At 62.1% G+C, this 12,992-nt stretch carries 11 protein-coding genes; 8 read left to right on the top strand and 3 right to left on the bottom strand.

Annotation, left to right across the window (positions count from 1 at the left end):
• Positions 1-60: 60 nt before the first annotated feature.
• On the top strand, positions 61-954 hold the full coding sequence (locus KFO72_RS16815) for a LysR family transcriptional regulator (protein ID WP_054930838.1): 894 nt from the start codon (positions 61-63) through the stop codon (positions 952-954).
• A 110-nt stretch (positions 955-1,064) separates the two neighbouring features.
• Here KFO72_RS16815 and KFO72_RS16810 read toward each other — a convergent pair whose 3' ends face one another.
• Positions 1,065-1,982, bottom strand: coding sequence for a LysR substrate-binding domain-containing protein (locus tag KFO72_RS16810; RefSeq protein WP_225032628.1), 918 nt, complete (start codon positions 1,980-1,982; stop codon positions 1,065-1,067).
• A 100-nt stretch (positions 1,983-2,082) separates the two neighbouring features.
• On the opposite strand from KFO72_RS16810, the gene KFO72_RS16805 reads away from it, so the two are divergent.
• Positions 2,083-3,102 (top strand): aldo/keto reductase, encoded by a 1,020-nt coding sequence (locus KFO72_RS16805; protein ID WP_054930836.1) that lies wholly within the window; start codon positions 2,083-2,085, stop codon positions 3,100-3,102.
• 10 nt (positions 3,103-3,112) lie between these two features.
• Positions 3,113-3,541, top strand: a complete 429-nt coding sequence (locus KFO72_RS16800) for an SRPBCC family protein (protein ID WP_054930835.1) — start codon at positions 3,113-3,115, stop codon at positions 3,539-3,541.
• Between the two features lie 79 nt (positions 3,542-3,620).
• Here the strand turns inward: KFO72_RS16800 and KFO72_RS16795 are convergent, their stop codons facing one another.
• Positions 3,621-4,556 (bottom strand): LysR family transcriptional regulator, encoded by a 936-nt coding sequence (locus KFO72_RS16795; protein ID WP_060608605.1) that lies wholly within the window; start codon positions 4,554-4,556, stop codon positions 3,621-3,623.
• A 181-nt stretch (positions 4,557-4,737) separates the two neighbouring features.
• Here KFO72_RS16795 and KFO72_RS16790 point away from each other — a divergent pair, with 181 nt between their 5' ends.
• From KFO72_RS16790 to KFO72_RS16770, 5 genes are all read left to right on the top strand, one after another.
• Positions 4,738-5,877: an iron-containing alcohol dehydrogenase gene (locus KFO72_RS16790; RefSeq protein ID WP_107202319.1), complete on the top strand. Its 1,140-nt coding sequence runs from the start codon at positions 4,738-4,740 to the stop codon at positions 5,875-5,877.
• Positions 5,878-5,945: 68 nt separating this feature from the next.
• Positions 5,946-7,262: an MFS transporter gene (locus tag KFO72_RS16785; protein ID WP_107202318.1), complete on the top strand. Its 1,317-nt coding sequence runs from the start codon at positions 5,946-5,948 to the stop codon at positions 7,260-7,262.
• Positions 7,263-7,331: 69 nt separating this feature from the next.
• Positions 7,332-8,534 carry an alpha-hydroxy acid oxidase gene (locus KFO72_RS16780; protein ID WP_082670504.1) on the top strand — a complete coding sequence of 401 codons (1,203 nt, stop codon included), beginning with the start codon at positions 7,332-7,334 and terminating at the stop codon, positions 8,532-8,534.
• A gap of 17 nt (positions 8,535-8,551) precedes the next feature.
• The gene (locus KFO72_RS16775) at positions 8,552-9,340 is read left to right on the top strand and encodes an SDR family oxidoreductase (RefSeq protein ID WP_062918211.1); all 789 of its coding nucleotides are present in this window, start codon (positions 8,552-8,554) and stop codon (positions 9,338-9,340) included.
• A 185-nt stretch (positions 9,341-9,525) separates the two neighbouring features.
• Positions 9,526-11,115, top strand: coding sequence for an aldehyde dehydrogenase (NADP(+)) (locus KFO72_RS16770; RefSeq protein WP_225032627.1), 1,590 nt, complete (start codon positions 9,526-9,528; stop codon positions 11,113-11,115).
• Between the two features lie 43 nt (positions 11,116-11,158).
• Here KFO72_RS16770 and KFO72_RS16765 read toward each other — a convergent pair whose 3' ends face one another.
• Entirely contained in the window at positions 11,159-12,811 is a 1,653-nt protein-coding gene (locus KFO72_RS16765; RefSeq protein ID WP_225032626.1) for an FAD-dependent oxidoreductase, read from the bottom strand.
• Between the last annotated feature and the right edge of the window lie 181 nt (positions 12,812-12,992).

The raw sequence follows: 12,992 nt of genomic DNA, 5'->3' as shown, positions 1-12,992 counted from the left end.
CGAGCGGCAGGAAACAGAGGTCGGCGCGTGAAGCCGCCCTAACACTTTTGGATATAGACGATGTTCCTCCCGGACGTTCAGACATTCCTCGCCGTTGCCTCAGCGGGCAGCCTGTCGGCGGCGGCTCGTCAGCTGAACGTGGTGCCCATGCAGGTGTCACGGCGCATCGCCGCGCTCGAGGAAGACCTCGGCGTGCGCCTCTTTCATCGGACCACTCGCTCCCTGACGCTGACCGCAGAAGGGGAGGCGTTTGTCCCTTACGCGAGGGCGATGGTGGCTGCGGAAGCCGGCGCGCGAGCTGAACTCAGTCCGTCGTCGGGCACTGCATCTGGCATATTGCGTTTGACCGCACCGAGTGGCTTCGGACAATCGGTCGTGTTGCCGATGTTGCCGGGACTGCTGGAGGCCAACCCGGAACTTCGTATCGACCTCGACCTTTCCGATCGCCAGGTCGATATCGTGGGGCAGGGGCTGGATCTCGCATTACGCATTGCACCGCTGGGAGATTCGGAACTGGTGGCCAGAAAGATTGCTCCGAATCCACGGCTTATTTGTGCTTCGCCCGGGTATCTGAAGAGGCACGGACGACCTGCGACGTCGGCGGAACTGGATCAGCATCGTTGTATCAGACTTGACTCGGTGGGAAGTTGGCCGCTCGTTGTCGACGGCAAGCTGATACGCGAGCGCATTGAAGGGTATGTCACCACGACCAGTGTGGAAGCGGCACGCACGGCTGCTGTGCAGGGACTCGGGCTCGCAATGCTGACGTACTGGGACGTCTTCAGGCAACTGGCCGATCATTCGCTCGTGCAGGTTCAACTGGAGGACGCCGCGATGGAAGACCTGTCAGTGTGGGCGGTCATCCCAAGCCGGCGATATGTGCCGAATCGGGTGAACGTATTCCTCAGTGCGCTTCAGAAGGAAATCTCAGATCTGGCAGAAAAGTGCGGCTAGCTGTGCCGAGACCAGACTCCGGCGTCCACCTTCCCCAAATTAACGTGCATCGGAGATAGAAGGCCGTTTGGTGCAGTTCACGCGTCACCGCGCAAGCCCTCGCTGTGCCGCTATGTATCTGCAGACATGGCGGGCGCCGCGCTTGAATGCAGCAGCGTCTTGCGGAATTGCTCGACCAGTGGTCTCAGGTTGACCCGATGCCACGCCGCCCATAGCGCCGTCCGATAACTGAACCACGAGACTTCACGCAGCACCACGCCAGCGGGCGCATGGCGCCGCAGGCTTTGCTGGATCATCGTGACGCCGAGGCCCGCCGCAACGAGTCCAAGTGCCGCGAGCGGCTCGGTGGCTTCCATCGCGATATCGGGTGTGAACCCGGCTTTCGCGCATGCTGCGATGAAATTGTCGTGGCGCAGCGCGCCCTCTTCATACATCACGGCAATCCACTTCTGCGCCGCCAGATCGTTCGGTGTAAAGCGCGACGCGTTCGCCAGCGGATGGTCCTCGGGAATCGCGAGCAGCATGGGATCGTCGAGTACCAGCGCCGATTCGAGGTCCGGGTCGTCCGAAGACAGTGGCTCGCAAACGAGCGCAATATCGAGGCTGCGCTGACGCAAGCCGGTCAGCTGATCGGCCGACCGGTAGCTGTAAAGGGCGATGTGCACGTCGGGCTTCTGCGCGCGTAGTTGCCGCAGCGCGCGAGGCAGCACGCCGGAGTGCATCGCGTTCTCCAGATAGCCGATGCATAGCCCGCCTTCGTCGCCGCGCCCAAGACGTCGCGCCAACGATTCCAGCCGTTTTGCGTGCGTCAGGAACGCATGCGTTTCCGCAAGAAAGGTGCGCCCATCGGTAGTCAGCCGGATGCGCTGCTGCGAACGTTCGAATAGTGTAAGACCCAGATTTTCCTCGAGCTGGGCGATCTGGCGGCTCAATGGCGATTGCGAGATATGCAGCTTCTCGGCGGCGCGCCCAACGTGCTCCTCTTCGGCGACCGCGACGAAATAATGCAGTTGACGGATATCCAGCATATAAGACCTCTTCGGACTCAAGTTTGTCGAATTATGTCTTAGACAGACTTAACTTGTCACCCTAGACTTTGCGCTACCGACTCAATCAAAGGAGCAAGTCATGAGCATCAAGGACAAACTGCCGGCCGGCACACAGCTGGGATTTGGCGCTGCGCCGCTGGGCAACATGTTTCGCAACATCCCTGAGGAAGAAGCGCTGGCAACCGTCCAGGCAGCGTGGGATCAAGGCGTGCGTTATTTCGACACGGCCCCGTTGTACGGCGCGGGCCTCTCGGAAATCCGGCTTGGCGATGCGCTCGCCGGCCGCAGGCGTGACGACTACGTGCTGAGCACGAAAGTAGGCCGCGTGATTCTCGACGAGATCGAGGATGTCGGCGCGCGCGATCTCGGCGAGAAAGGGGATGTGTTCGCCTACGGCCGTCCGAACAAGATCGTCAACGACTACTCGGCCGACGCGACGCAGCGCTCGATCGAAGACAGCCTGAAGCGCCTGAAGACGGATCGTCTGGACATCGTCTGGGTGCACGACGTCGCGCAGGACTTCTACGGCGACGAGTGGCTCGCCATGTTCGAATCGGCCCGCAAGGGCGCGTTCCGTGTGCTGAACCGTCTGCGCGACGAAGGCGTGATCAAGGCGTGGGGGCTGGGTGTCAACCGCGTCGAGCCGTGCGAACTGCTGCTCGATCTCTCGGAAGTGAAACCGGATGGCTTCCTGCTCGCAGGCCGCTATACGTTGCTCGATCACGAGCGTGCATTGCAGCGTCTGCTGCCCACCGCTGCCGCGAAAAACGTGGAGATTGTCGTCGGCGGTCCGTATAGCTCGGGCGTGCTGGCGGGCGGCGCACACTTCGAATACCAGAAGGCGTCGCCTGAGATTCTCGCGAAGGTCGAGCGCATCAAGGCGCTCGCCGCGCGTCACAACGTGAGCGTCAAGGCCGCCGCGCTGCAGTTCGTGCTGGCCAATCCGGTGGTAGCCGCAGTGATCCCCGGCGCGAGCAAGCCGGAGCGCATCGCGGAAGACCACGCCGCCGTCAAGGAAGCGGTTCCTGCAGACTTCTGGCGCGAGTTGCGCGAGCAAGGTCTGGTCGCCGCCAATGCACCGCTGCCCGTCAAGGCTTAAGGAGACTGACATGGCCCAAGCCAATGCGTCGATCCGCATTCCCGTTTCGCCCGACAAGGTGTGGCAACTGATCGGCGGCTTCAACTCGCTGCCGGACTGGCTGCCCTACATTCCGTCGAGCGAATTGAGCGAGGGCGGACGTGTGCGGCGTCTCGCCACGCCGAACGGCGATGTGATCGTCGAGCGTCTGGAAGCCTTCGACAACCGCGCGCGCAGCTATACCTATTCGATTCTCGAAGCGCCGTTTCCCGTCACGGGCTATCGCTCGACGCTGCAGGTGCGCGAGGGGGAAGAGGCGGGTGCATCGCTGGTCGACTGGAGCGGTGAGTTCACGCCGAACGGTGTGAGCGACGACGAAGCATCGAGACTTTTCGAAGGTATCTATCGCGACGGCCTGCACGCGCTGGCGGCAGCGTTCGCTGATAAAGGCGTCGCGTAAGTTGCGCGAATTCGGGCCCGATGACGCACTATCAGGCATCCGGGCCCGTGATCACGCGGGACGCTCGGCACCCGCGGCATTACGCTTCGCCGCCATGTTTGGCGTTCAGCTCCTCGATCAGCTGTCGCGCGCCGGGCGAGAGCTGCGCGCCTTTTCGGGTGACGAGTTCATAAGGCTCGCTACGCGAAGCAAGATGCAGCGGAAGGATGCACGTCATCTCGTGACTGGCGAAAAACTGTGCGACGTCGATCGACACCAGCGCGACGAACGACGGATTGCTTTGCAGCAGCGCGAGCGTGGCGAATGCAGACGTCGTTTCGAGCAGATGCATGGGGAAGCGAATATCGGCTTCGCGAAACTCGCGCTCCAGCAATAGCCGCATCGGCATGTTCGCGCGATACACCACCCAGCGGTATTCCGCGACGTCCTGAAGCTTGAGCTTCTTCGCGCGCCGCAGCGGATGCTGCACATTGGCCACGACTGCGAGCGTTTCCTCCTGCATCCGCGTGGTTTCGTAGTGCTGCGGCGTCTGACTGATCGTCGTCCGGCAGATCGCCAGATCCAGCCGGCCTTCGTCGATCTGGCTGAGCAACGTTGCGCTCGTGTCTTCCACGATCTCGACTGAGATTTCGGGGTTACGCGCGATCAGCGACGTAATCGCATCGGTGAGCAACGGCACGGCGCCCATGATCACACCGACGGCCACACGGCCGCCCTGGCCGCGCATGATCCCGTCGATCTCTTCACGCATGTGCGACAAATCGGTGTGGATCAGGCGCGCATAGCGAATCACACAGCGTCCTGCTTCGTTGGGCTCGAGTCCCCGGTTCGTGCGATTGAACAGCGGCGTCCCGAATGTCGTTTCGATTTCCTGCAAGGCCTTGCTGGCGCCCGGCTGCGTGAGCGCGACCTGCTGCGCCGCCTTCAGCAATGAGCCGTGATCTCCGAGGGCGATCAGGAGTCGCAGTTGCTTCAGATGCAGGCGGGAAATGATGGAGTTGAGCGGCGGTGTCATGAGGGTTGAGGAAAAGTTATATCTGTATCAAATCTTCTCAATTACTGAGAAAGGGGCGTCTCCTTATACTGGCCCACAAACGGCGTCTCAAAAGCGCCAGCATCAATGCGACGGCCAGGTTCTGGGCCGTTGAAGTCCGGCGCCGCGCCGCCCACAGCCACTATAACTGACGCTCATTCCCATGTCTCTCATCAACTACATCACGCAGATTCAGTTCGACTATGGCGCCATCCGTTTGCTCAGCAGCGAATGCGAGCGAGTGGGGATCAGGCAGCCGTTGATCGTCACGGACAAAGGTGTCCGGGCGGCAGGCATCATCGATATCGTGCTCGACGCACTCGCTGGCAAGGCGTCCGTCCCGATCTATGACGGCACGCCGCCGAACCCCAACGAGGCTGCGGTGCGCGACGCAGTGGCGGCCTATCGCGCGGGCGACTGCGACGGCATCATCGCCGTCGGCGGCGGCTCGGCGATCGATCTGGCCAAGGGTGTTGCCGTTTGCGCGACTCACGAAGGCCCGCTGCAACGCTTCGCCGTGATCGAGGGCGGCGCGACCAACATCACCGCGAAAACCGCGCCCGTGATTGCCGTGCCCACTACAGCGGGGACGGGCAGCGAAGTGGGCCGCGGCGCCATTCTGATTCTCGACGACGGCCGCAAGGTCGGCGTGATCTCGCCGTTCGTGGTGCCGCGCGTGGCGATCTGCGATCCGGAACTGACGCTGGGCTTGCCGCCCGCATTGACGGCGGCGACCGGGATGGACGCGATCGCACATTGCATCGAGACCTTCCTCGCGAGCGCATTCAATCCGCCCGCCGACGGTATCGCGCTGGACGGACTGTGGCGCGCATGGCGTCACATCGAGCGCGCGACGCGCGAACCGGCCGACCGTGTGGCGCGGCTGAACATGATGAGCGCATCGATGCAAGGTGCGCTCGCGTTCCAGAAAGGCCTGGGCTGCGTACACAGCCTGAGTCATTCGCTTGGCGGCATCAATCCGCGCCTGCATCACGGCACGCTCAACGCGATCTTTCTGCCCGCGGTGCTCGAATTCAATCAGCACGCGCCATCCGTGCGCGACGAGGACAAACTCAGCCGCATGGCAACCGCTATGGGGCTTGGCAACGGCGCGGAGGTGGCGCCGTCCGTGCGGACCATGACGCAGCGGCTCGGCTTGCCGACGGGACTCGCGCAACTCGGCGTCACGCCCGCGATGTTCCCCGACATCATCAGGGGCGCACTCAAGGATCACAGCCACAAGACCAATCCCCGCGAGGCGTCCGAAGGCGATTACCGCGCCATGCTGGAAGCATCGCTCTGATGCATCGTATTTGACTGACACAGTGCCGCGCAGACGGCACTCCAACACATCAACCGGAGACACTCAACATGCAGGCGAGCAAAAAGCTGCGTCGTATCCAGCGCATTTCCGTTTTCTTTTTGACGCTGGCGGGTTGCATCAACTATCTCGACCGCAGCGCGCTATCGGTCGCTAACAGCACCATTAGCGGCGAAATGGGACTTAGCGCGTCGCAAATGGGCCTGTTGCTTTCCGCGTTTTCGATGTCGTATGCGTTCGCGCAGTTGCCGGTCGGCGTCCTGCTGGATCGTCTGGGCGCGCGGCTGATGCTCGGCGCGGGCATGTTGCTCTGGTCGGTCGCGCAGCTGTGCACGGGCTTCGTGCATGGCGTCCAGCAGTTTTTCCTCGCGCGGGTGTGTCTTGGCATCGGCGAAGCGCCGCAGTTTCCCGCCGGCGCGAAGGTGATCGGCGAATGGTTCGCGCTGCGTGATCGTGGCGCGCCAACGGGGATTTTCGTGGCCTCGTCGACCATCGGCCCCGCGATTGCGCCGCCGATCCTCACTGCGCTGATGCTGACCCTCAGCTGGCGCGAGATGTTCATCGTCACGGGTGTGTTCGGCATCCTGGTTGCGCTCGGCTGGTACGCGGTGTATCGCAACCGAGGCGAAGTGGAGCTGAGCCCCGACGAGCAGGCCCATCTCGCCGAAGGCGCGCAGGAAGAACCCAACGCAGCACCGTTGAACAGCGCGCAGTGGCGCAATCTTTTCGCGCAACGTACGACGTGGGGCATGCTGTTCGGCTTCATGGGCGTCATCTACATGGTGTGGCTGTATCTGACCTGGCTGCCCGCGTATCTGGAGCACGAACGCGGCATGAGTATCGCGCGGGCGGGCTGGGTCGTGGCGATCCCGTACTTCGTCGGCACGCTCGGCATGGTGGGAAGCGGCTATATCGCCGACTGGCTCTACAGCAAGGGCATGGCGCCGATCACGAGCCGCAAGTGGCCGATCTGCGTGGGGCTGGTGGGCGCTGCGGCGGCCACCGTCCCCGCTGCGTTGACGCCTTCGGCCTGGATGGCGATCGCGTACATCTCGGTGGCGATGTTCTTTCTCAACATGGCTTCCGGCGGCGCATGGTCGCTCGTGAGTGTCGCCGCGCCCCGTCACGCCGTAGCGTCGCTTGGCGGCATCCAGAATTTCGGCGGTTTCCTGGCGGGATCGGCTGCGCCGATCGTCACCGGCCTGGTGGTAGACCGCACGCATTCGTTCGTGAACGCGCTGATCGTGAGTGCGGCCGTCGCGCTGCTTTCCGCCGTTGCTTACATGGTCATGGTGCGCAGGCCCGTGAGCGTCACGCAAGAGCGCGAAGAGCGTGGCGCGCTCGCAACCGTGCGGGCGGCCGATTGAACGGCAGCAAGCGCGGCAGCCACCTCACGGCAGTTTCAAACCGATAGACAGTCAAGGTGCAGGGATCGAATGTCAGTCATTACGTGTGTTGAGGATTTGCGTCTGATGGCGAAGAAGCGCGTGCCGAAGGCGTTTTACGATTATGTCGATAGCGGCTCCTATTCGGAATCGACGTACCGCGAGAACAGCCGCGCATTCGACGACCTGAAGCTGCAGCAGCGAGTGGCCGTGAACGTCGAAGGTCGGAGCACGGCCAGCACGATGATCGGTCAGCCGGTGACCATGCCCGTTGCCATCGCGCCAACCGGCCTCGCCGGCATGCAATGGGCAAATGGCGAGATGCTCGGCGCGCTGGCTGCACAGCGCTTCGGCGTGCCGTTCACCCTTTCGACGGTCAGCATCTGCTCGATCGAAGATGTCGCGCGTCATACGGCTGCACCGTTCTGGTTTCAGCTCTACGTGATGCGCGACCGCGGCTTCAATGCGTCGCTGATCGAGCGAGCGAAGCTGGCCGGCTGTTCGGCGCTCGTCGTCACGCTGGACCTGCAGATCAACGGCCAGCGGCACAAGGACCTGAAGAACGGCATGACCGTTCCGCCGCGTCTCACGGCTTCCAATCTGCTCGATTTCGCGTCGAAGCCAGGCTGGATGATGCGTGCGCTGGGCGGCGCCAAAACGTTCGGCAATCTGGCCGGCTACATCAAGGGCGGCGGCGACGTCATTGCGATCAGCAAGTGGGTGGCGCAACAATTCGACCCGACGCTCAGTTGGGACGATCTCGTCGCCATCCGGCGCGGCTGGGATCGCAAGCTCGTGCTGAAGGGCATCCTGAGCGTCGAGGACGCGCGCATGGCCGCATCGATCGGCGCCGATGCCATCGTCGTGAGCAATCACGGCGGGCGGCAACTGGATGGCGCGCCGTCCAGCATCGAAGCGTTGCCGGCCATCGTCGAGGCTGTCGGCGACAAGGTCGAAATCTGGGTGGACGGCGGTATTCGCAGCGGGCAGGACGTAATGAAGGCGCTCGCGCTGGGCGCGAAAGGCACCATGGTCGGACGTGCATTCATGTACGCACTCGGCGCAATGGGCGAGGCCGGCGTCATGCGAATGCTGCAGATACTGCAAAGCGAACTCGACGTCAGCATGGCCTTGTCGGGCGTCCGAACGATCGGAGAAATCGGCCGGCACAATCTTTTTCAGCGTCGTCATGATCTGCTGTCGCGCGGCAGCGTGCGCGAGTCGCGGGATCGCGCTGAGACGGCAATCGTTTAAGTCAAGGAGCAAGCGGGATGAATCTGAACATCGAAGGCCGGTGGGCGCTGGTGTGCGCGGCAAGCAAGGGCCTGGGAAAGGGTTGCGCGCAAGCGCTCGTCGCGGAGGGAGTAAACGTCGTCATCACGGCACGCGGCAGTGACGCGCTCGAGGCGACCGCACAGGCGCTGCGCACGCTCAATCCCGCGGTCACGGTCAAGACCGTGCCCGGTGACATCACGACGAGCGAAGGGCGCGCGGCCGCACTGGCGGCGGCGCCTCACATCGACATTCTCGTGAACAACGCGGGCGGTCCGCCGCCGGGCGATTTTCGCAACTGGTCGCGAGAGGACTGGATCGCCGCAGTCGATGCGAACATGCTGACACCGATCGAGTTGATCAAGGCAACCGTGGACGGAATGGCCGGGCGCGGCTTTGGCCGCATCGTCAATATCACTTCGGGCGCGGTGAAGGCGCCCATCGACGTGCTGGGACTATCGAACGGTGCGCGCTCGGGGCTGACGGGTTTCATCGCTGGACTGGCCCGGCAAAAGCGTATTGCGCAGGCCAATGTGACCATCAACAATCTGCTGCCGGGGTTGTTCGAAACCGACCGTTTGCGTCAGTCGACGCGAGCAGCGGCCGATGCACATGGTCAGAGCTACGACGCGGCGCTCGAAGCGAAGCGCCAGATCGTTCCAGCTGGACGCTTCGGAACCCCTGAGGAGTTCGGCGCGTTCTGCGCCTTCTTGTGCAGCGCGCAGGCCGGATATCTGACGGGTCAGAATGTGCTGCTGGATGGCGGCGCTTATCCGGGCACCTTCTGACGCGCTCGTCGAACGATGGGCAAGCCTTCCGCTTCGAAGATCCGAAGATAGCGTCGACGCTTGCCAGCCAGTTTGAACGCATTCGTGCAGGTGTTGCGAGCTCGTCATTGCAGCGATGCGAGTGCAATCGAGTGAATAAAGGCGCCCGGGACAGGGCGTCGATTTATCCCATCAAGGAAATAGAAATGAACATCGCAGGGAACCTGTTGATTGGCCAGAGCGTGCGACGCGGAACGAACGGCGTGTCGTATGCCATCGATGCGGCGAGCGGCGAACGTCTGGAGCCGGGCTTCGGTGGTGCGACGCTCGAAGACGTCGATGCAGCATGTGCATTGGCATGGACCGCTTTCGATCTCTTCCGCGAAACCACGCTCGAAGCCCGCGCCAATTTTCTGGAGACGATCGCGGCCAACATTCTCGCAGCAGGCGATGCGTTGATCGAACGCTGCGTCGCGGAGTCGGGCTTGCCGCGCGCGCGAATCGAAGGTGAACGCGCGCGAACGGTGGGCCAGTTGCGGATGTTCGCGGGTGTGGTGCGAGCAGGCGACTTTCTCGAAGCGCGCATCGATCCGGCTCAGCCCGAGCGCAAACCGTTGCCGCGCGTCGATCTGCGTTTGCGGCACATCGGGCTCGGCCCCGTCGCGGTGTTCGGCGCCAGCAATTTTCCGCTGGCGTTCTCGGTAGCAGGGGGCGACACTGCTTCCGCGTTGGCCGCTGGGTGCCCGGTGATCGTCAAGGCCCATGCCGCGCATCCCGGCACGTCGGAACTGGTCGGCATGGCTGTGCAGAAGGCGGTGAAGGACTGCGGAATGCCCGAGGGGACCTTCTCGCTGCTGTTCGGAAGCGGCCGTGAAATCGGCCAGGGGCTGGTTCGCGATCCCCGCATCAAGGCGGTCGGATTCACCGGCTCGCGCCATGCGGGGACGGAGTTGATGGCAGTCGCCGCCGCGCGTCCCGAGCCGGTGCCCGTCTATGCGGAAATGAGCAGCATCAATCCCGTGTTGCTGTTTCCGCGTGCGCTCGAGCAGCGCGGCGAAGCAATCGCTCAGGCCTTCGTGCAATCGTTGACGCTCGGTGCCGGGCAGTTCTGCACGAACCCGGGTTTGATTCTCGCGGTGGAAGGTCCCGCACTCGATCGCTTCGTGGCCGCGGCTTCGGAGGCGCTGAATCGGGCGCCGGCCGCAACGATGCTCACGCCCGGCATTCATCGCGCGTTTGAAACGGCGGTGTCGAAATTCGCCGACCATCCGCAGGTGCAGACGGTGGCGCGCGCGCAGCCCGCGACGGGCGCGAACAAGGGACAAGGCGCGCTCTTTGTGACAAGCGTCGCCGCGTTTCGTGAGCAAAAGGAATTACAGGAAGAGATTTTCGGCGCGGCGTCATTGATCGTGCGTTGCCCGGATCTGGAGACGATGCGTGAATTGATCGAGTCGCTGGAAGGACAGCTGACGGCGGCGTTGCAGATCGATGAAGCCGATTACGCACTGGCGCGTTCGTTCCTTCCGTCACTGGAGCGACGCGTGGGCCGCGTGCTCGTCAATGGCTTTGGTACGGGCGTCGAAGTCGCGCATGCGATGGTGCACGGCGGTCCTTATCCGTCCACCGCCGACGGTCGTTCGACTTCGGTCGGCAGCCTCGCGATCCGCCGGTTTCTGCGGCCGGTGAGCTATCAGGACATGCCGGAGGCGTTGTTGCCCGAGTCGTTGAAAACGGGCAACCCATGGCGAGTCAATCGTCTCGTTGACGGGAAGATCGCGTTGGCGCAGCGCGGTTGATTGTCGTTGTCCTGATCAACCTCTTTGCGTTCCTGCTAAAGATTCACCCTCGACGACTCTCCAGGTATTTGTGAACAAATGCGATCGCCATGCTGCCTTCTCCAACGGCAGAGGCGACGCGTTTGACCGGACTCAGTCGTACATCTCCGCATGCGAATACGCCGGGAATACTCGTTTCGAGCAGGTATGGGTCGCGCGTTTCGGACCAGTGCCCGGCCTTAACGACATCGTCGCCGGTGAGCACGAACCCTCGTTGATCGCGCGCGATCTCCATCGGTAGCCATCCGGTCTCCGCGTCTGCACCGATAAAAACGAAAAGCCCTCCGCAGGCTTTCCAGCTCTCCTCTCCATGTGACCCATCCCGCAAACAGATCTCCGAAAGACGGGACTCCCCCCGCACCGCGGTCACTTCCGAATCGAGTTGGACGGAGACGTTGGATTTTGCCTTGATCTGCTCGATGAGATAGCGGGACATATTTTTCTCGAGCGAGTCCCCACGCACAACAAGCGTTACGTGCCGTGCATGATTGGCGAAATTCAACGCGGCTTGACCAGCCGAATTGCCACCGCCGATAAGGAATATGTCAAGACCATGCGTACCACTGGAATCGCCGCGCGAAGCGCCATAATGGATTCCCTTACCAGCAAATCGGTCACAGCCCTCGATATCGAGCCTCCGCCAGCTGACGCCTGTCGCGAGGATGATTGTTCGCGCCTGAATGATGTCGTCCCCATCGAGATGTAGGCAGTGAGCGCCAATCTCGACTTTCCTGACCGATCGCGCAACCACGATCTCCGCACCGAGTCTCTTTGCCTGCTGCAACGCGCGGCTTGCAAGCTCTTCGCCTGATACGCCGTTCGGAAAACCGAGGTAATTTTCGATGCGTGACGATGTACCCGCCTGACCACCGAGTGCCTCGCGCTCGAGGACTAGCGTACGCAGACCTTCAGATGCGCCATAGACGGCTGCCGCAAGGCCAGCCGGACCTCCTCCGATAATTACAGTGTCATAGTCCCGAAGGCTCGGCTGGGTTCTCAAGCCAAGCGCTGTAGCGAGCTGCCGAGTTGACGGGCGCCTGAGAACAGCCCCGTCATGCAGTTTCAAAACGGGAAAATCAGCTGCTTGAAAACGTTCCCCGGATTCGGAAGATTGCTTCTCGAAATCATCGGGCGCTTTCACCTCGAAGCTTACCTGATTGCGTTGCAAGAACTGTTGCAACGCCCTGCAGGTCGGATCCAGGCGATCGCCGATCATCGTCGCCCGAGGCGAAGGCGGCTCGTCAGCGATTTCCTGCAGACCCCCGACGCGCTCTCGGGCGAGGAGGCCCACTTTGACTGCGATTTCCCGGCACGAGGCCGCAATTGAATAATAGTGCTGTGTGTCGACACGCATGACCCGGGAGGGCGAAGCAGCTCGGTAAGAAATAACGAATGGCGAGCTCAACACAAGCGGCAGTTCACCGAACACACTTCCAGGCGTTCTCCAACCAAGCGTGCGCTCAACGCTGTCAAAAACCTTGAAGGCTTCTATTTTTCCTTCCAGCACGGCGTAAAGAGCAGGCTCTCCGCCCTCATGTACGGCAAAATCTCCGGCTTGCAAATGTACGTCGCCGGCGGACTTTGCCAAGCGGTCAAGTTCACTGTCGGGCAGACCAGCGAACAAGGGAACCGTTCGTATATCGTCTATCGTGAGCATATGAAGTGCGGAAAGATGGCGAAAATACAAATGGTGAGAACAATTTGCTTCTCGCGATGATCCGCTTGTGCAAACTATGTCCCCGCGCTTTCTTCATACATTAGATCTCCGACGGCTTTCAGAATATTAAATTTTGTAGCATCTCATCGCAAACAAACGTATCCGTCGGCGCAACCGATGC

The organism is Paraburkholderia sp. XV (genome assembly GCF_020177535.1).
GTDB classification, from domain to species: Bacteria; Pseudomonadota; Gammaproteobacteria; order Burkholderiales; family Burkholderiaceae; genus Paraburkholderia; species Paraburkholderia caribensis.
The sequence above is the reverse complement of the archived record's forward strand: the minus strand, read 5'-3'. Positions and strand labels throughout refer to the sequence as shown.

Coding starts and splice junctions, on each gene's coding strand:
- KFO72_RS16815 (WP_054930838.1), top strand. CDS start 61: ATGTTCCTCCCGGACGTTCAGACATTCCTCGCCGTTGCCTCAGCGGGC.
- KFO72_RS16810 (WP_225032628.1), bottom strand. CDS start 1,982: ATGCTGGATATCCGTCAACTGCATTATTTCGTCGCGGTCGCCGAAGAG.
- KFO72_RS16805 (WP_054930836.1), top strand. CDS start 2,083: ATGAGCATCAAGGACAAACTGCCGGCCGGCACACAGCTGGGATTTGGC.
- KFO72_RS16800 (WP_054930835.1), top strand. CDS start 3,113: ATGGCCCAAGCCAATGCGTCGATCCGCATTCCCGTTTCGCCCGACAAG.
- KFO72_RS16795 (WP_060608605.1), bottom strand. CDS start 4,556: ATGACACCGCCGCTCAACTCCATCATTTCCCGCCTGCATCTGAAGCAA.
- KFO72_RS16790 (WP_107202319.1), top strand. CDS start 4,738: ATGTCTCTCATCAACTACATCACGCAGATTCAGTTCGACTATGGCGCC.
- KFO72_RS16785 (WP_107202318.1), top strand. CDS start 5,946: ATGCAGGCGAGCAAAAAGCTGCGTCGTATCCAGCGCATTTCCGTTTTC.
- KFO72_RS16780 (WP_082670504.1), top strand. CDS start 7,332: ATGTCAGTCATTACGTGTGTTGAGGATTTGCGTCTGATGGCGAAGAAG.
- KFO72_RS16775 (WP_062918211.1), top strand. CDS start 8,552: ATGAATCTGAACATCGAAGGCCGGTGGGCGCTGGTGTGCGCGGCAAGC.
- KFO72_RS16770 (WP_225032627.1), top strand. CDS start 9,526: ATGAACATCGCAGGGAACCTGTTGATTGGCCAGAGCGTGCGACGCGGA.
- KFO72_RS16765 (WP_225032626.1), bottom strand. CDS start 12,811: ATGCTCACGATAGACGATATACGAACGGTTCCCTTGTTCGCTGGTCTG.